Here is a 17,810-nt window from a genome sequence, read left to right as displayed (position 1 = left end):
GAAATGCCGAGACGCCGTGATTTCCTGATAGAGTAGGGCCGATGAAGCGCTCGCTCTCCTTCCTCGTCCGGGCCGTGATCGGCGTGGGCCTCGGGCTCGGCTCGGCCGCATGTTCCTCGAACGCCGAGGATCCGCTCGTTTGTGAGACCGTCACGCCGCCCGCGGGCGCGCCGAAGCTGCTCGGGGCCGATTGTGATCCGCTCGTCCCGACGCAATGTGGTTATCCGTTCCCCTCGAACGTGTGGCTCACGGACGAAACGAGCAAACCGACGGGAAAACGCGTGGCGTTCGGGGCGGCGACGCTCCCGGTCGCGGCGGGCCGCGGGCCGATGGATCCAGAATGGTGGGCGTCGAGCGACGGGTTTTCCCCGGGGCAACCGGCGCTGACGCACCTGCCTGGCGCGACGATCACGGGATTGCCGACGCAGGATTCGATCGAGCTCTCGCTTTCGGACGCGTCGCCGACCGTGATCCTGGATGCGGAGACGGGCGAGCGGGTGCCGCATTTCTCGGAGCTCGATCGGAGCCTCGTGGCGGAGGCGGACGAGGAGCGAGCATTCCTGGTGCGGCCGGTCGTGCGCCTCGCGGACGCGCGGCGGTACATCGTGGCGATTCGAAACGTGGTGGACACGAGCGGCAAGCCGATCGCAGCGTCGCCGGCGTTTCAGGCGCTCCGGGACGGGGCGGCGTCGTGTGATCCCTCGGTCGATGCGCGGCGCGGGCTATACGACGATATCTTCGCGCGGCTGGAGAAAGCGGGGATCTCGCGAAAGGATCTTCAGATCGCGTGGGATTTCACCACGGCGAGCCGCGAGAACAACACGGCCGCGCTCGTGGCGATGCGGGACGACGCGCTCATGAAGGTGGGCGCGGAGGGGCCGGAGTATAAGCTGACGAGCACGGAGGAGTTCACGGAGGCGGAAAACCCGCGCATCTGGAAGCGGCTCGTGGGCATGATGACGGTGCCGCTTTACCTGGAGGCGCCGGGGCCGGGGTCGTCGCTCGTGCGGGGGGACGATGGTTTGCCGAAGCAGAACGGCTTTGCCGAATACGAATTCGTGGTGCACGTGCCGCACGCGGCGAAGCAGGGGCAAAAGCTCGCGCTGATCCAGAATGGGCACGGCCTGCTCGGCTCGAAGTTCGAGGGGGGCGACGGATACCTCGGGGAGCTCGCGAATCGGCACGGTTACGTGGCTTTCTCCGTGGATCTCGTGGGTATGGCCAGCGAGGACGTGCCGAGCATCACGGACGCGCTGGTGACGGACGCAGGGGGCTTCCGGAAGAGCGTGGACCGGCAGCATCAGGGCATCCTGAACAGCCTGCTGGCGATGCGAATGATGTCGGGTCGTTTCGTGAACGAGCCGCTCCTGCAGGTGAACGGCGAGAGCGTGATCGACCCGACGCAGCGATTCTATCGGGGCGACAGCCAGGGCGGGATCTTCGGGACGACGTACATGGCGCTCTCGACGGACGTGACGCGTGGGCTCCTGAGCGTGCCGGGAATGCCCTACACGATGCTCCTGGATCGGAGCACCGATTTCGCGCCGTTTTTCCTGTTCCTGAAGGGCGCCTACGGGACGGGCCGGAACATCCAACTCGTGGAGGGGCTGATGCAGATGTTGTGGGATCGGACGGAGCCGAGCGGATACGCGCCGTACATCCGCGAAAACATGCTGCCGGGGACGCCTGCGCATGATCTCTTGATTCACGTGGCGATCGGAGACTACCAGGTGACGCCGCTCGGCGCGCACATCCTGGCGCGGGCGGTGGGCGCGAAGAACCTCACGCCGGTGAACCGGACGATCTGGGGCGTGGACGAGGCACCCGCGCCGCTGTCAGGGGCGGCGATCGTGGAGTACGATTTCGGTTTGCCCGAGGCGCCGAAGACGAATACGCCGCCGAAGGGGGATGAGGATCCCCACGGGAAGGTGCGGGGGCTCGATGCGGCTTATTCGCAGAGCCATGAGTTTTTCCGGACGGGGGTGATCAAGGCGTTCTGCGAGGGGGCGTGTGATCCGGAGTGATCAGGGCGGACAAATTCCGCTGGCGCACATGTTGTTGTAACATTCTGTGGGTTGAATGCAGGGGTCGCCGGGACCTTTGACGCAGGTCTTCTGGCCGTTTTCGTCGGGATCCGCGCAGTGAATGCTCGCACAGTCGCCGTTGACGACGCAAGGTGACCCCAGCGTGCTCTCACAACTTCCCAACCCCGTGCATGCAAGGTTGTTCGCGTGGAGGCAGGTTTGCCCGTTGCCGTAGGAGAGATCTTCCCCGTACTTCGGAATCGCGTCACACAAGCCCACGCTGCCAATGAGGTTGCATGCCTTGCAGGGCTCGGTGCAGGAGCTGTTGCAGCAGACGCCGTCGACGCAGAAGTTCGAGACGCAGTCGCCGCCTTTGGTGCAGGCTTTCCCTGGCGCGCACTGAGCGCAGTACTGCCCCCCGCAATCGGTGTCCGTCTCGTCGCCGTTCTTTTGGCTGTCGTTGCAGCGAAAGCACGTCTGTGATGGGACGTCACAGAAACTGCCGGGCGCCGTGCAATCTGCATTCGACCTACACTCGACGCATGAACCTGTCCCATCGCAGACTTTGCCGCCGTTCGTCGCGCACGCGGTGCCTTGAAGGTCGAACACCGTGGAAGTGTTGCCCTTGCCGTCACACTGCGAGGTCTGGCAGTCGTTGGGCTGCATCGACAGAGGTGTCCCGGCAGCCGTGAACGTACGGGTGCAAATCCGAGCGCCGCAGATCCACTGCCCGCACTCGGTTGATTCGCCACAGTCGTCGGCGTTGATGCAACCCACACACGCGCCGTCGCCGTCGCAGACGCCAAGCGGGCAGGGGCTCCGCGGCGCTGCCGGACGTTGCTGGCAGACGTTCGCTTCACACGTCCAGACAGTGCACAGTGGGGGGGCGCCGCAGTCTGCGGCACTGGCGCACGTACGACAATCAGCGTCGTCGCAGACCTTCTCGTAGTCGTCGAGGCTGAGAGCGACGCTGCATCCGACGATCGTGCCGGCGAGGAGAAGGGCCAGCGGGATCCGGATGGGGTACATGGGTGGGACCCTCCAGGGGCGTCGTTTATTTTACGGGGCGCACATTCCGTTCGAGCAATTGTTGCTCGCGCATTCGACATTCTGTGCGCAGGTGTCTCCAGGGGCTTTGACACAGGTCTTTTGCCCGTTTCCATCCGGGTCGGCGCATCGGAGGCTTGCGCAGTTGTCAGGACCCATGCACGACGTTCCAAGTGCTTGGAGGCAAGCCGCGCCGGCGCTGCAAGCTTGGCCGTTGGAGTTCAAGCACGACATCCCCATGCCGTAGGAAAAGTCCTCGCCGTATTTGTCGATTGCTGTGCATTCGCCCGCGGAACCGGGAATGTCGCACGCGAAACAGGCGACGGAACACGCAGAACTGCAGCAGACCTCATCCGCACAAAAATTCGAGATGCAATCGCCCGCAATCCCGCAGCCCAATCCCAATGCACACTTTCCGCACCGGATCCCGCCGCAATCGATATCCGTCTCGTCCCCGTTCTTGATCCCATCGGTGCAGCGGAAGCATGTATTCGACTTGACGTCGCAGAAGATGCCGTTCTGCCCACAATCCGCATCCGTATTGCACTCGACGCAATTCCCCTCGCCGTCGCAGCTCTTCCCGTTCCCCACGCTGCAAGGCGTCCCCTGCGCCGCCGGCATGCTCATCGGCGTCCCGCCCACGCACGACGAGAGCTGACACGCCGTCGACGGCACGTCGCTGTTGTCGTTCGCCGTCGTCTCCTCGCCGTTGCCGTCGCATTGGATCTGCTGGCAATCGCCAGGCACCTGCGCAGGCACCGGCGTGCCCGACGGCGTGAACGTCAGGGTGCAGACGCCGCTGTTGCACGCGTACGGCGCGCAGTCCGTCGATTCTCCGCATTGATCCGGGCTCGTGCACCCGGTGCATTGGCCGTTCGCGTTGCATTTCAACGCGTTGTTCGTCCCGCAGGGCAGGCCCGCCACCTTCACGTGCGCGTTCGGTTGGCCCTCGCAGCCCTCCACCGTGCACGGGTCGCCGTCGTCCGCCGCCAGCTTGCACTCGCCCTTCAACGCCGTGTTCTCGCCGTTGCGGTCGATGTCCTCCGCCTCGTTCGAGCAGCCTGGGCCCTGCATCAGGCCGAGCACCGCCATGGGCACGAGCAAAATCCACGTCGCGCGATTCGTTCGCCGCATGTCCCGGTCCTCCATTCCCTCAGAACGAGCCGACCACCATGCCGCCCGTCTGGCCTGCGCCGAGGACCGGGACGACGTTCACACCCATCAGCTTCCGGCCGAGTGGCGTGCGCGGCAGCAAAAACAACCCCAGCGTGCCGATCGCCGCCACGCCGCCAATCACGTACCCCGCGATCGCGCCGTTTGCGGCCGCGTCCTGCGACGAGAGCGTGTCCTTCAGCTTCGCGCATCCCGCCGCATTCGGGACGAACCCGCCCGCGCCGCACAGGCCCGACGTCGTCGGCGTGGTCTGCCGCAGGATCATGAGCTGCTGATCCGCCTCGTCACTCTTGCTGTTCGCCATCATCGTCAGACCCACGCCGAGCCCGAGCCCGATCACCGTCAGCCCCGCGCCGCCGATCATCCCGTACGTGCGCCACTTCGGCGAGGGCAGGGGCGGCGGCTTCGGCTCCTCTTTCGGCTTCTTCTCCGGCTCCGGCTTGTCCGGCTCGGCGGCCAGCGGCGCCAGCGCGAACTCCATCTCGCTCTCGGTCGCCGGCGCCACCGCGAGCAGCTCCTTGCCCGGGTCGAAGCCGAACTTCTTCACCTCGATCTCGTGGCTGCCCGGATCGACGAAGACCGGCGCCGCGAGCGGCGTGCGGCCCACCGCGCGCCCGTCGACGACCACGTCCGCACCCTCGACGTTCGCGTGGATGACGAGCGTCCCGAGCTTGCCCTTCGCCTCGTCGAGCAGCTTCTGCGCCGCCTGCTTCTCGATCGACGTCGCCGACTTCGCCTCGCGCACGAAAAGCTCGAGGTGCTCGGCCGCGTCGCGCGGCTTGCCCGTCTGCAGCTCCGACTGGCCGAGGATCAGGCCGTAGGCGGGATCGGGCTTCAGCTTGAACGCGGCGAGCGCCGCGTCCCGCGCCTTGTCCCACTGGAAGGCCTTGTGCGCCTTCTTCGCGTCCTCGAACAGGCGCACCGACTCCTTGTCGGCGTCCGCCGGCGACGGGGCCGGCGTCGGGGTCGCGGGCGCCGCGGCGCCTTTGTCCGGCGTCGCCGGTTTGCCCGGGGCGCCCTGCGCCCACGCGGCGGGCGTGCTGGTCCAAATGCCCGTCACGAGCAGGCCTGCTGCCCACCATCGCCCTCGTCGCATCGTCATCGACCCTGCGCTCCTTGCTTCGGCGCGCATTGGACCAAACAAGAGGCCTTTCCCTCAAGCGTAAAGTTTCGATCCGGGCGCGTCCCCCGGCGCCGGGGCGGCCAGGGCCCGCGCCCCTCGCGGAGACCGAAGGTGGGTCACCCCGCGGAAGTTCGAGAGGGTCGGAATCGAGCCGACATCATTTGTGGACCAAATGAATTTCCACCCCCGGGGACCTGCGCTCAGGCTCGCATTCCGGTCGCGCTCGGCTTCGTCCTCCCGCTGACCCGACGGGAAACTAGCTCCCGGTGCGGGACCATGTTCCAATCGCCGGATGCGCCGCTCGCTCCCGTTCGCGCTCGCCGGCCTTTTGATCGGCTCGTTCGCCTGGGCCGAGGCGTCGCCCCCGAAGCCCGCGCCTCCTGCCGCCGCCCAGGCGCCCGTGAAGAAGGCCCGGAAGGCGAAGAAGGCGAAGAAGCGGGATCCGAAGGCGCCCGTCGCGAACTCGCCGGGGTTTCAGCTCCTCGCGGGCGGCGTGAGCCGCGTGTCGGTCGAGATCAGCCAGAAGGTCGACATCACCGAGCACAAGGCCGAAGGGCGGATCGCGTACCGCATGAAGGGCGTCGTGGTGCCCACGCGGACGAATCGCTTGCCGCTGGAGACGATGTTTTTCCCGACGCCCGTGGGTCGCGTGCGGCTCGCCGAGCTCGATGACGGCGACGTGGATCTCGTGATCGAGCTCAAGCAGCCGAGCACGCCGAGCTACAAGCTCGTCGAGACGGAGGGCGGCGTGACGTTGCAGGTCGATTTCCCGGCGCTCGCCGCAGGGAACCAGCCGAAACCGGCCGCGCCGAAGCAAGCGCAAGCCGAAGGGGCGATGCGCTGAACCGACGGGCGGTCGCCGCGGCCATCGGGGTCGCCGCGTGGATCTCGGGCGTGCAGGCGCGCGGGCAGGACCAACTCGGCGTGGCGGGCGAGGTCCAGTTTCGCGCCGACGAGGCGCACGCGGATCCCGAGCACGGGAAGGTCGAGCTCGAAGGGGACGTCGTCGTGACGTACGATCGCTTCCGGCTCACGAGCCGGAAGCTCGTGATCACGCTCGGCCCGAACGCGGTCGAGATGCGCGGGACGGCAAAGCTCACGCATTGCCCCTGCAAAGACTCGCCCGTCTCGCTGGAGGTCTCGGGCGCGCGGGCGACAGGACAGGGGGACATCGAGCTGCGATGGCCGCGGCTCTACTTTGGGGCCTTGCCGATCTTCGTGCTGCCGTGGCTCCTCGTTCGGCCCGCGGATCGCGTGGGGCTCTTGCCGCCGCGGTTCGCGATGCGCGGCGACGATGGCGCGCTCCTCGGCGCGGGGGCGCGGTTTCCCTGGCGCGGCGCGGACGGGCGGCTGCGCGCGGTCGAGCTGTTCGCGTCGGGGTACGTGCAGGGGGGCGTGGAGCTCGGCGCGCGGATCGAGGGGCCCACGATGACGGGGCGCTTCACGTGGGATCGGCTCCGGCAGGATCGGTTCGTCGCGGATACACACGGGTTCGTCCGGTCGGACGTGCGGCCGGACGTGCGGATCGCCTGGGATCTCGATGCGATCCGGGGCGCGCGGGGGCTCGTGGCGACGCCCTCGCTCACGGCGGCCGCGCAGCCCTTCGACGTCGGCGCGGCCAGCGTGACCATGCAGGTCTCGCCGGGGCGCGGCGTGGGCGCGATCCTCGGGACCGGGCTCGTCGCGCGGGCGCGGCGTGGGGAAGGGCCGATCGTTTGGGGGCCAACGGCATTCGCCGGGGCCTCCGGGGCGGCGGGGCGACGCGGGAGCTGGGAGGCGAACGCGGCGCTGGCGATGCTTTCAGGGCAAACGAATGCGCCGTATGCGCGCGCCGAGGCGGGGATCGAGGTCGCGCCGCGCCTCGGGCCGGTCTTCACGCGGGCGCGGCTCGGGACGCGGGCGCGGTTCGCGGGGCCCGAGGGCGCGCCGGTGGCCTGGGACGCCGTGGCCGAGGCGCGGGCCGATGCGTTCGTCACCCTGGAACAATCGTTCGCCGGGGCCAAGGACGCGGCCCCGCTCGTGCACCGCATCTCGCCGCGGCTCGAAGCGCGCGGCGCGGTCGCGCAGGGCGCGGGGGCCTTTTTCCAGGCGATACGGCCGGAGCTCGGGCCCGCGCTCGGGCTCGCGGCGTTCGGCGTATCGAGCTCGCTCGGGCAAGCGTTCGGCAGCTCCCTCGAAGCCGAGGTCAAAGGCGGGCTCGTCGCGACGACCACGGGGACGAGCGCCGTCGGATGGGCGAGCGCGGAGGGCACGCGTGGGCCCGTGAGCGCGCGGATCGAGGCGATCGCGAGCAAGGGGAGCGTCGAGCTCCCGGACGAAGCGGGCGACGGAATTTCGGCTCTCGCGGAGCTCCGCGTGGGTTTCGAGGACAAGACGACGGTCCTCCTCGACGTGTACGGGCGCGCGGCGGGCAAGGGCGCGCTCGCGCGTTCGCTCGGCGGCGGGCTCCTGCTCGGCGACACGATCGGGCTCGTGGCAGCGCGTGGGCTGCTCCTCGGCCTGGGGTATTCGAGGCCGCTCTTCAGCGGCATCACGGGGAACATCCGCGCCGACACCGATCTGTGGACGCGGGCGATCGTGGGTCTTGGCGGCGCACTTTCGTACCGGCATCCGGACGGGTGCGTGGCGCTCGAGGTCGGCGGGAGTCGGCGCGCGGGGCGGCCCGGCACGGACATCTGGGTGTCGGTCGACCTCGTCCCCCCGCTGCCCGCGCGCGCGGCGTCACGCTGACTTGCGCGCGGGGGATTCGGTTGCGACCATGGCAGCGACGTGCCGAGCGAGACGACGCAAGGGGCGACCAAGGCGCCGAAGGCGCACGTGATGGTGGTCGACGACGAGCCGGCGCTGCGTCGCAGCCTGGCGCGCGTGCTCCTCGCCGAGGGCTTCGACGTGATGACGGCCGAGGACGGCGCTGCCGCGCTCACGTTGCTCTCGACGGCGCGCGCGGTCGACGTCGTGCTGCTCGACGTGATGATGCCCGGCCCGAGCGGCATGGAAGTGCTCGCGCGGATCAAGGAGCAACACCCCGAGGTCGAGGTCGTCATGATGACGGCGTTCGGCGACATCGACACGGCCGTCGCGGCGGTGCGGCAAGGCGCCTACAACTTCCTGACGAAGCCGTTCGGGCCCACGGAGACCGTGGCGCTCGCGCTCATGCAGGCCGCCGAGCACAAGCGCCTCGTCGATCGGACACGCCTGCTCGAGCAGCGCCTCGTGGAGCACGAGCGGTTCGGCGAGCTGATCGGCCGCTCCTCACGGATGCAGGACGTCTACCGGATCGCGCTCGGCGCGGCGCCGACGACGTCGACGGTGCTGATCCTCGGAGAGAACGGGACGGGCAAGGAGCTCGTCGCGCGCGCGATCCATCAGCACAGCCTGCGGAGCGACAGGCCGCTCCGCGCGATCAACTGCGGCGCGATCCCCGAGACGCTCGTGGAGACCGAGCTCTTCGGCAGCATGCGCGGCGCGTTCACCGGCGCGCAAGACAGGCCGGGGCTCTTCGAGCTCGCCGACAAGGGGACGGTCTTCCTCGACGAGATCGGCGATCTGCCGCTGAGCGCGCAGGCGAAGCTCCTGCGCGCGCTCGCCGAGGGCGAGATCAAGCGCGTGGGCGCGACGGAGCCGAAGACGGTCGACGTGCGCGTGATCGCCGCGACGAACGTGGACCTGAAGGAGCGGATCGCGTCGGGGCGTTTCCGGGAGGACCTTTATTATCGGCTCGCCGTGATCCCCGTGCATTTGCCGCCGCTCCGGCAACGGAAAGAGGACATCCCGCTGCTCGCGTACCACTTCTTGCACAAGTACGCGCGCCGCAGCGGCCGGGACATCAAGCGGATCGGGGTCGAGGCGCTCCGGCTTTTGCGCGAGCAGCCCTGGCCGGGGAACGTGCGGCAGCTCGAGAACGCGATCGAGCACGCGGTGGTGATGACGCGCGGCGACTCGATCCTGCCCTCGGATCTGCCGTTCGGGCGCGACGAGGCGCCCGCGGGGGAGGACGGGGCGCCGGGCGATACGCGGGCGTTCTGGGGCGATACGCTGTCGGAGCTGCCGTTCACGCAGGCAAAGGAGAAGGCGGCGCTCGCGTTCGAGCGCGCCTACGTGGAGCGGCTGCTCAAGCGAACGAGCAACAACGTGAGCGAGGCGGCGCGGCAGGCGGGGATGGATCGCTCGAATTTCCGGCGGCTCATGAAAAAAGTACGCGCGTCCGCGGACGACGGCGCCGGCGAGGACGACGAAGACTAACAACGGTTGCAGCGAGCGGGCCCCTGTGAAAAAGAGCGCGGACATGGCGCAGCGGTCGATCCGGCGATGGCTCCTCGGGGCGGCCCTTTCCCTGGGCCTTCTGGCCTTGCCGGCGCCCGCGGAGGCCGCGGACAAGGTCGTCTACGATCTGCGGAAGATCCTGGAGATCGCCGAGCGAAACCACCCGAACGTGCTCGCGGCCCGGGCGCGGCTCGCGCAGGTGCGGGCGCAGCTCGACGAGGCCCACCGCGCGCCGTTCAGTCAATTCCGCATGAGCGGCGGCGTCGGCCTCGCGCCGACCGTGCTCGGCAACAACATGTTCAGCCCGAACACGGACGTGTCGCTGACGAGCAGCCTCGGGCTCGCCTGGAGGGCCAGCGTCGACGGCGTCGTGCCGCTCTGGACCTTCGGCAAGATCACGAACCTGTGGGAGGCGGCCGAGGCGAACGTCGAGGTGAACAAGGCGAACGTCGAGAAGGAGCGCGACGCCGTGCGCCTCGACGTGCGCCGGGCCTATTTCGGCCTGCAGCTCGCGCGTGATGGGGCCTTGCTCCTCAAGGACGTGCGCGCGGCGATCGACAAGGCCATCGGCAAGATGAAGGAGTCGGTCGAGGCGGACGAGGGCGACCCGATCGAGCTCTTCAAGCTGCAGACGTACACGGCCGAGCTCGAAGTGCGCGAGGCCGAGGTCACGCGGTACACGACGGTGGCGCTTTCGGGGCTCAGGTTCTTCACGGGCATCCCGGATCTCGACATCCCCGACGCGCCGCTCAAGCCGCCGACGCACAAGCTCGGGCACGTGTCGCGGTACCTGACGGCGGCGCGGCTGCATCGGCCGGAGCTCGCGATGGCGCGGGCCGGCGTGCAAGCGCGGCGCGCGCAGGTCGAGGTGGCGCGGGCGCAGCTCTTCCCGGATATCGGCCTCGGCTTGAACGCGGGGTATGCGCGGGCGCCCGAGGTGGCGAACCAGATCAACCCGTTCGGCTCGGATACGGCGAACTTCTTCTGGTACGGCGCGGCCGTTGTGTTCAACTGGAAGCTCGATTTCCTGCCGCAATCGGCCCGCATCGAGTACGCCGAGGCGCAACTCGAAGAAATGCGCGCGACGGAGAAACTCGCGCTCGGCGGCGCGGGGGTCGAGGTGGAGACGGCCTACGCCGAGGTCGTCGACTGGCAGAGGCGCGTGGACGCGTATTCGAAGGCCGTGTCGTACGCCCGCAAGTGGCTGGTGACGGTGCAGCAAGGCATCGACGTCGGGACGCGCGAGGAGAAAGACGTCCTCGACCCGGCGAAGGCGTTCGCGACGAACCGGTTCAGCCTGATGAACGCGATGATGGAGCTCGATCTCGCGATGAGCCGGCTCGCGAAGGCGACCGGCTGGGACGCGATCGCCCCCGACGGGCTTTGAGCGCCGTCGTTATCGGACGACGATCCAGAGCAGGATGAGCAGGAGCGCGACGAGGCCACTCGCGCTGCCCACCGCAATGGCGAGCTGCGTGCGCGGCGGGGCGTTTTGCCAGAAGTTCACGAGCGCCGCGAGGCCGCCGCCCGCGGGCGGCGGAGGCGCCTGCGTGGGCTGACCGGGCCGCGTCATCCACGGGGGCGGCGCGCCGGGGCCCATGGGCAAGGGGCCCGTCGTGCCGGGGATGTTCACGGCCGGCAGGTTGCTCTGCGAGGTCATGAGCTGGCCCGGCATGGGCGGCGGGCGGAACATGCCCGGCGGCATCCCAGGCTGGCCCATCATGCCCGGAGGCGGCGCCGCGTAGACGCCGGACCCCGTCGGCGTGGGCGCCCCGAAGCCCCCCGGGTTTGGAGCGCCATACGGGCCGAGCGGCGGCAGGTTCTGAAGCTCGGGGAACTGGCTCGCGTCGATCGGCGCCGTCTTCGCGTACTTGTTGCCCGGGCCGAACGCGAGGTCGCCCGGCTTGACCGGCGCCGTCGGCGGATCGTCGATGTTCTCCGACGGGATCGCGTACTGGCGTTGCCCGCGGCTCGGCTCGACGAGCATGCGCGTCTTCTCGCTGTCGGGCATGCGCTCAGGGGGTTCGGGGGCATAGCGCCGCTCGCGGTGCGGAGCCCCCGACGATTCGGGCAGCTCGGGTTTGACGTAGAACGTCGTGGGCGTGTCGCGCCGCTCGCCGGGCTCGTCGTCGTCGTCGCGCCCCGGGCTCGACGGCAACGACGGCGTGAGCTCGTCGATCGGCGGCACGGGACCGTCGGGCAGCGGGAAGGCCTGGGTCGCTTCGCTCGAAGGGATCGACCGCAGGCCCGAGGGCGTCGGCGCACCCCCGAAAGGCCCTGCGTGCGAGGGGCGCGGCGGCTCGGGCGCGGCGGGCCGCTGCGGCTCGTGCATCCACGCGGAGAGGGAACGATCGCCGAACGGCGCGAGGTCGCGGCAGAGGTCGAGCACGCCGCCTTGCCGATCGTCACGGTCGGGCGCGAGCGCGCGCATGATCGCCTTGCCCACGGGCTGCGGCAGATCGGGGCGCAGCCGCGCGATGTCCGTGGGCGGGCCCGAGCAGAGCGCGAAGACGAGGTCGCCGATGGTGTCCGCGTCGTAGGGCTTGCGGCCGGTCAAGCACTCGTAGAGCACGACGCCGAGCGAGTAGAGATCGCTGCGGCCGTCGACGCCCGAGGGGTTCCGGAGCTGCTCGAGGCTCATGTAGTACGGCGTGCCGACCGTGGAGCCCGTGCGCGTGAGCGAGCCGCCGGGGACGGGCGCGTCGCTGGCGATCTTGACGATGCCGAAGTCGAGGAGCTTGACGTCGTAGACGCCGGGGCTCGGGCCCGGGCCGAGGTGAATGTTGTCGGGCTTGAGATCCCGGTGGACGATGCCCTGCGTGTGCGCCTCGGCGAGGCACTCGCCGACCTGCAGCGCGACGTTGACCGTGAGCTCGAGCGGGAGCTGCCCCGCCTCGTGCAAGAGCTCGCGCAGGCTCTGCCCGGCGAGCAGCTCCATCACGAGGTACGGGCCCTCGGTCTGGCTCATGCCCATGTCGACGATCTTCACCGCGCGCGGGCTCTTCAGCAGGCTCGTTGCGCGCGCCTCTTGTTCGAGGCGCTGGTACGTCGTCGGATCGAGCAGGGACTTGAGGGCCAAGCGCTGGCCCGTGCGGACGTGCTCGACCTCGTGCACGAGGCCGTTGCCGCCGCCTCCGATGAGCCGAAGGACGCGGTAACGACCGTCGACGACGGTACCGGGACGGAACGCGGGGACGTCGGCCTGTACATCTGCCGGAGCTTGCTCGGGGCGAATGGGGGCCATGGGGATAGCGGCTCGGACGCGAGTCTAGATCAGCTCGTCGCCGAGGGATACTTTCCAGGAGGGGAAGCGCGACGCGGGAGGTGTGGGTCCTTGAACACCCGCGACCTTGCCACTACCGTTGCCGCTCACCATGGCGACGAGCGAGGCTTTGGCAGCCGGAACGAAAGTCGAAACGTCCGGCTCCCGCTCCTGGGGGGACGTTGTCTTTTACACGGTGCTCGCCCTCTGCGCGGCCGCGTTCCTGATCACGCTCCAGGTGATCTTCTTCAAGGCGCCCGTCGAGTCGACGATGGGCATCGTCCAGAAGATCTTCTACTTCCACGTGCCCATCGCGTACTCGATGTACGTCGGGGCCGCCGTGTGTTTCCTCGGTTCGGCGGGGTACCTCGCCCGCGGGACGCGCGGCTGGGACGCACTCGCGCGCGCAGGCGCAGAGTGCGCCGTGGCGATGGGCGTGCTCGTGCTCGTGACCGGCGCCCTCTGGGGCGCGAAGGCGTGGGGCGTGTACTGGACGTGGGATCCGCGGCTCACGACGGCGCTGCTCTCGGTGCTGATCTACGTGGCGTACGTGGTGATGCGGGCGTTCGCGGGCGACGGGGATTCGGAGCGAAAGTTCGCGGCGGCGCTCGGGGTGCTCGGCGCGGCGAACCTGCCGATCATCCACTACTCGGTGCAGAAGTGGGGCGGCAACCACCCGAAGGTGATCACGTCGGGCGGCGGCGGGCTCCAGCATCCGGACATGAAGCTCGCGCTCATGCTCGGGTTCTTGACGTTCACGTTGCTCGCGGTGGTGTTGATCTGGACGCGCGTGCGGATCGAGCTCGCAGCGTCGCGGCTGAGTGAGGCCGAGGAAGAGGCGCTCGAGCTCGGCGTGGGCGAGGAGTAGACGATGTCGGCAGATCAAGCAGGACAACAAGCGCCGGGGACGGCAGGCCAGGGGACGGCCGACGATCGCGGGGCGACGTTTCGCGCGGTCGAGGGCGGCAACCAGATGCAGAGCGGCGAGAAGCTGCTCGTCGAGGCGTACGCGGTCATCTGGATCGTGATCCTCGTGTTCGTCGCGTCGATGTTCCGACGGCAGCGTCGGCTCGACCGGCGGATCGAGACGCTGGAGGCAGCACTCCAGAAGGCGCGCGCGAAGACCGGGAGCGAGTGACGTGCCGGACTTCGGTCAGATCACGCCCCAGCACGTGATCTACATCCCGAGCGTTCTTCTCCTCGGGCTCGTCGTCGGTTACACCCTGGGCGCGCGCGCCGTGCGCGCGGAGCTCGAGAAGCGCAAGCGCAGGATGAAGGAGTAGGAGCCCGTGGTCGATTTCTCGCTGTCCGAAGAGCACAAGGGTCTCATCGAGACCGCCCGCCGCTTCACGAAGGAGCGGATCACCCCGATCGCGGCCGCGTGTGATCACGAGTCCCGCTTCCCGATGGATGTCTTCAAAGAGGCGTGGGAAATCGGCCTCGTGAACCCGACGGTCCCCGCCGAGTACGGCGGCTCGGGCATGGGCGAGCTGGAGAACGCGATCATCACGGAGGAGCTCGCGTACGGGTGCACGGGCATCCAGACGAGCCTGCTCGCGAACGGCCTCGCGCTGACGCCCATCAAGCTCGGCGGGAGCGAGGAGCAGAAGAAGAAGTACCTCGGCCTGCTGACGAGCGAGCCGGTGATGGCGAGCTACGCGACGAGCGAGCCCGACGCAGGCAGCGACGTGGCCGGCATCCAGACGCGCTTCGCGCAGCACGGCGACGACTACGTGCTGAACGGGCAGAAGTGCTGGATCACGAACGCGAGTTACGCGCGGTTCTACGTGATCTTCGCGACGAGCAACACCGAGCTCCGGCACCGGGGCATCGCGGCGTTCATCGTGGATCGCGACACGCCCGGGCTCCGCGTGGGCAAGAAGGAGGACAAACTCGGACAACGCGCGAGCGACACGGCGCAGATCTTCCTCGAGGACGTGGTCGTGCCAAAGGCGAACCTGCTCGCGCCCGAGGGCAAAGGCTTCAAGCTCGCGATGGAGACGTTCAACCAGACGCGCCCCGACATCGGCGCAGGCGCGACGGGCCTGATGCGCCGCTGCCTCGACGAGTGCGTGGCCTACGCGAAGGAGCGCAAGACCTTCGGCACGCCCATCGCGAACCACCAGCTCGTGCAGTGGATGATCGCGGAGATGGCCATCCGCGTGGAAGCGACGCGGCTGCTTTACCAAAAAGCCGCCTGGAACCTCGACCACGGCGTGCGGGATCCGATCGTGTCGAGCTTCGCGAAGGCCTACGGCGCCGACAGCGCGATGCAGACGGCCGTGGACGCCGTGCAGGTCTTCGGCGGCAACGGGTACGTGAAGGAGTACCCCGTGGAGAAGCTCATGCGCGACGCGAAGGTCCTCCAGATCTACGAAGGCACGAGCCAGATCCAGCGGATCGTGATCGCCAAGCAGCTCTTCGGAGGCTGAGCCTCGCTCCTCGCGAAGGCGCGGAGCTGGGGCGTTGCCCCAGGCCCCAGCAGGGGCTGTCCGCCCCTGCACCCGGACCAGCCAGGGGCTGGACCCAGGGTCGAGGAACTGCGCGACACGCAGTTCCTCGAACAGACCCGGGTCAAGACCCCAGGCGACCCTGCCAGCCAAGGTCAAGGCGTTGGCTGTTCCACCACAAGACGCCCGTCGTCGGATCGAGACGCATCCAGGTGCGTCTCGCCACCAGCCCGCCTTCCTCGTCACCCCCTCACGCAAACCTCCTCGACAGGCGAGAGCGGCCCTCGTGTCGGTCTGTTCTGCGCCGCGGCACGCCACGTCCGCGCCAGACGACACCGGGCACGAAGCCGAACAAGGCGCGTCCACGCGCCAGGGGACGTGTCCCGCCGCCGGACACGGAACGAGGCGCGTCCCCGTGGAGAAGATCGAGCCAGCACGCACAGCCGGAGGCCGTCGACAGTCCATGTCGAGCCGCCAGACACCACGCGGTAACGCTCGATGTTGCTCGTCGCGGGGGGCAACACATCAGCGTCCAAGCAAGCGTCGGAGGATGCGCCGCGTCCCTCGTGCCGTCGCCCGGCAGAGGCCTCTCTCCCGCCGCCGAACACGCACCGTCGACCGCAGAGGGCACGTGTCGGGCCCGCTCCAAAGCTTCGTCCGCTCTCTCCGCTCCTCGGTCGACCATGCGTCTCAGGGCAGGCCGTTGCGCCGGGGCGCTGCCCCAGGCCCCAGCGGGGGCTGTCCGGGTGCTGATCAAGATTGGCCCCGAGTGATCAAGTTTGGCAATCGGCCGTAGCGGGCCGCGATCTCGACGCGTAGGTTCGGCGTGCCTGAAAAAACGCCGCCCCGAGGGACCTGGAAATCCCCCGAGGCGACTTGGCCGCAACCCCGAATCCACGAGGTCGCAACCCATGCTTACCGTAGTCCGGTCCCCGTCCGGGGGCCAAGAGGGCGGACGTCCGCCCCGCAAGCTCCCCGTCCTTTCGCTTCTTCCCGCCGAGGCCGCCCGTCTCCGCGCGACGCTCCGGAACCTGCGTCGAGCCTACGGCGGATGGGACGTGCTCGCGTCCGTGATGGGCGTCTACCGCAAGACGATCGAGAAGATCGCCCGCGGCGCCGCCCCCGGATCGCCGGGGATGCTCCTCCGCGCCGCGCGCGCCGCTGGCGTGTCCGTCGAGCGTCTCCTCGCGCCCCTCTCCTCGGCTGACGTCTGCCCGACGTGCGGGGCGAGGAGGGCGCCGTGATGGCCGCCGACTTCCGCCACTCGGATCTGATCGAGATCCAGCGGGCGAACCTCCGCGCCCTGCTTCGCCACCTTCACCGGGAGCAGGGGTCATGGGTCCGCGTGGCCCACACCCTCGGCTATCGGCGCGCCGTCGTCGTCGGCTTCTTCGACGGGACGGAGCCGGGCAACATGGCGCTTGCGCGGAGCATCGCGCGGGCCGTGGGGCTCTCCGTCGACGATGCCCTCGCCGGGAAGGCGCCGCCCCGCAAGGCGCCCGCCCTCACGCTTGTCGCGTCGCCGCGCCGAAAAGGGGGTGCATCGTGAGCGACCACGAGTACGACCAGGGCCCCGACGAGACCCCGGACAGCCTGCCCGCGGTGCTCTCCGCGGAGCAGGCGGATCGCGTCCGCAAGGCGCTCGCTCCCGTCGTCGCCGCGCGGACGTTGTGGAAGATGGCCGACGTGATCGGCTACGCGCCGATGTATGTGCAGGCGTTTCTCCGCGGGCAGCTCGCCTGCACGCTGCACTTCGCCACGGGCGTCGCACGCGCGCTCGACGTCGACGTGGACACCCTCGTCCGCGGAGGTGAGCCGTGAGCAGCTACCACCGGCCCCCGGGCGGTGGTGCGCCGGTCGTCATCGCCGACGCGCACGAGGTGACTCGACTTCACTCGATGCTCACCCATCACTTGCGAAAGATCGGCGTGGACGAACTGTACATTCCGGACCTCGTGCAGGAGACGATCGCGACGACGTGGGAAGCCCTGCACGAGGGGCGCGTGCGCGGTGCGGAGGGTATGCCGCCCGTGGTGGCGCTCCGCGGGTTCGCCCGGGAGACCGCGTGGTTTCACGCCATGAACCACGCGCGGCGCGGCTCGACGCGGCACGAGACGCCCGTGTCCGCGATCCGATCGCCGCCTGACATCGTGTCGCCGGATCCGATGCCGGCGATCGAGGCGCGTGACCTGCTCACGTGGGTCATGAAGTCCCGCCCGAAACTCGCCTACATTGTGCTCCTCGCCGCCCGCGGGCTCATCGGGGCCGACGCCGCGCGGGCCATGGGGCACAGCCTCACGACGCATCACGGCCACGTCCAGAAGCTCCGCGCCGCCCTTCGTGCGGTTGGTGCGGCTCCCGCCCCGAAGCAGGCTCCACGCCCCACGTGGAAGAGCCGCAAGGCCAAGCGCTGAAAAGGCGACGGGCGCCGTGAGCCAAAGCACGGCGCCCGTCGTCCCCTTTCGTCA

Annotated in this window: 17 protein-coding genes; 13 read left to right on the top strand and 4 right to left on the bottom strand. The window is 69.2% G+C overall.

Annotated features, from left to right (window positions below; genetic code table 11):
- Positions 1–41 precede the first annotated feature (41 nt).
- On the top strand, positions 42–2,024 hold the full coding sequence (locus E8A74_RS08490) for a hypothetical protein (protein WP_136928434.1): 1,983 nt from the start codon (positions 42–44) through the stop codon (positions 2,022–2,024).
- Here the strand turns inward: E8A74_RS08490 and E8A74_RS08485 are convergent, their stop codons facing one another.
- The 3 genes from E8A74_RS08485 to E8A74_RS08475 are packed head-to-tail and all read right to left on the bottom strand — an operon-like array spanning position 2,025 to position 5,346.
- On the bottom strand, positions 2,025–3,053 hold the full coding sequence (locus tag E8A74_RS08485) for a hypothetical protein (RefSeq protein ID WP_136928433.1): 1,029 nt from the start codon (positions 3,051–3,053) through the stop codon (positions 2,025–2,027).
- 30 nt (positions 3,054–3,083) lie between these two features.
- Entirely contained in the window at positions 3,084–4,205 is a 1,122-nt protein-coding gene (locus tag E8A74_RS08480; protein ID WP_136928432.1) for a hypothetical protein, read from the bottom strand.
- Between the two features lie 19 nt (positions 4,206–4,224).
- Complete coding sequence (locus E8A74_RS08475; RefSeq protein WP_136928431.1) at positions 4,225–5,346, bottom strand: PEGA domain-containing protein; 1,122 nt, start codon at positions 5,344–5,346, stop codon at positions 4,225–4,227.
- Between the two features lie 313 nt (positions 5,347–5,659).
- Here E8A74_RS08475 and E8A74_RS08470 point away from each other — a divergent pair, with 313 nt between their 5' ends.
- Genes E8A74_RS08470 through E8A74_RS08455 form a run of 4 tightly spaced genes read left to right on the top strand, consistent with a single transcriptional unit; the run spans position 5,660 to position 11,017 of the window.
- Positions 5,660–6,211 carry a hypothetical protein gene (locus E8A74_RS08470; RefSeq protein ID WP_136928430.1) on the top strand — a complete coding sequence of 184 codons (552 nt, stop codon included), beginning with the start codon at positions 5,660–5,662 and terminating at the stop codon, positions 6,209–6,211.
- A gap of 50 nt (positions 6,212–6,261) precedes the next feature.
- Positions 6,262–8,097, top strand: a complete 1,836-nt coding sequence (locus E8A74_RS08465; RefSeq protein WP_136928429.1) for a hypothetical protein — start codon at positions 6,262–6,264, stop codon at positions 8,095–8,097.
- Between the two features lie 39 nt (positions 8,098–8,136).
- Positions 8,137–9,609 (top strand): sigma-54-dependent transcriptional regulator, encoded by a 1,473-nt coding sequence (locus tag E8A74_RS08460; protein ID WP_232379441.1) that lies wholly within the window; start codon positions 8,137–8,139, stop codon positions 9,607–9,609.
- Positions 9,610–9,652: 43 nt separating this feature from the next.
- Positions 9,653–11,017: a TolC family protein gene (locus E8A74_RS08455; RefSeq protein WP_136928428.1), complete on the top strand. Its 1,365-nt coding sequence runs from the start codon at positions 9,653–9,655 to the stop codon at positions 11,015–11,017.
- A 9-nt stretch (positions 11,018–11,026) separates the two neighbouring features.
- On the opposite strand, the gene E8A74_RS08450 is transcribed toward E8A74_RS08455, so the two are convergent.
- Positions 11,027–12,874 carry a serine/threonine-protein kinase gene (locus E8A74_RS08450; protein WP_136928427.1) on the bottom strand — a complete coding sequence of 616 codons (1,848 nt, stop codon included), beginning with the start codon at positions 12,872–12,874 and terminating at the stop codon, positions 11,027–11,029.
- A gap of 214 nt (positions 12,875–13,088) precedes the next feature.
- On the opposite strand from E8A74_RS08450, the gene E8A74_RS08445 reads away from it, so the two are divergent.
- From E8A74_RS08445 to E8A74_RS08415, 8 genes are all read left to right on the top strand, one after another.
- Entirely contained in the window at positions 13,089–13,760 is a 672-nt protein-coding gene (locus E8A74_RS08445) for a cytochrome c biogenesis protein (protein ID WP_232379440.1), read from the top strand.
- Positions 13,761–13,763: 3 nt separating this feature from the next.
- Complete coding sequence (locus E8A74_RS08440; RefSeq protein WP_136928425.1) at positions 13,764–14,030, top strand: CcmD family protein; 267 nt, start codon at positions 13,764–13,766, stop codon at positions 14,028–14,030.
- Between the two features lies 1 nt (position 14,031).
- Positions 14,032–14,175, top strand: a complete 144-nt coding sequence (locus E8A74_RS52030) for a hypothetical protein (protein WP_170228964.1) — start codon at positions 14,032–14,034, stop codon at positions 14,173–14,175.
- A 6-nt stretch (positions 14,176–14,181) separates the two neighbouring features.
- Positions 14,182–15,324 (top strand): acyl-CoA dehydrogenase family protein, encoded by a 1,143-nt coding sequence (locus E8A74_RS08435; protein WP_136928424.1) that lies wholly within the window; start codon positions 14,182–14,184, stop codon positions 15,322–15,324.
- A 929-nt stretch (positions 15,325–16,253) separates the two neighbouring features.
- Positions 16,254–16,586, top strand: a complete 333-nt coding sequence (locus E8A74_RS08430; protein WP_136928423.1) for a transcriptional regulator — start codon at positions 16,254–16,256, stop codon at positions 16,584–16,586.
- Positions 16,583–16,891, top strand: a complete 309-nt coding sequence (locus tag E8A74_RS08425) for a hypothetical protein (RefSeq protein ID WP_136928422.1) — start codon at positions 16,583–16,585, stop codon at positions 16,889–16,891. The genes E8A74_RS08430 and E8A74_RS08425 overlap by 4 nt, the downstream gene beginning before the upstream one ends.
- Positions 16,888–17,163 carry a hypothetical protein gene (locus E8A74_RS08420; protein ID WP_136928421.1) on the top strand — a complete coding sequence of 92 codons (276 nt, stop codon included), beginning with the start codon at positions 16,888–16,890 and terminating at the stop codon, positions 17,161–17,163. Before E8A74_RS08425 ends, E8A74_RS08420 begins: the two co-directional genes overlap by 4 nt.
- Entirely contained in the window at positions 17,160–17,756 is a 597-nt protein-coding gene (locus E8A74_RS08415; RefSeq protein ID WP_136928420.1) for an RNA polymerase sigma factor, read from the top strand. The genes E8A74_RS08420 and E8A74_RS08415 overlap by 4 nt, the downstream gene beginning before the upstream one ends.
- Positions 17,757–17,810 lie beyond the last annotated feature (54 nt).

Origin of the sequence: Polyangium fumosum, assembly GCF_005144585.1 — a bacterium.
GTDB classification, from domain to species: domain Bacteria; phylum Myxococcota_A; class Polyangia; order Polyangiales; family Polyangiaceae; genus Polyangium; species Polyangium fumosum.
The sequence above is the reverse complement of the archived record's forward strand: the minus strand, read 5'-3'. Positions and strand labels throughout refer to the sequence as shown.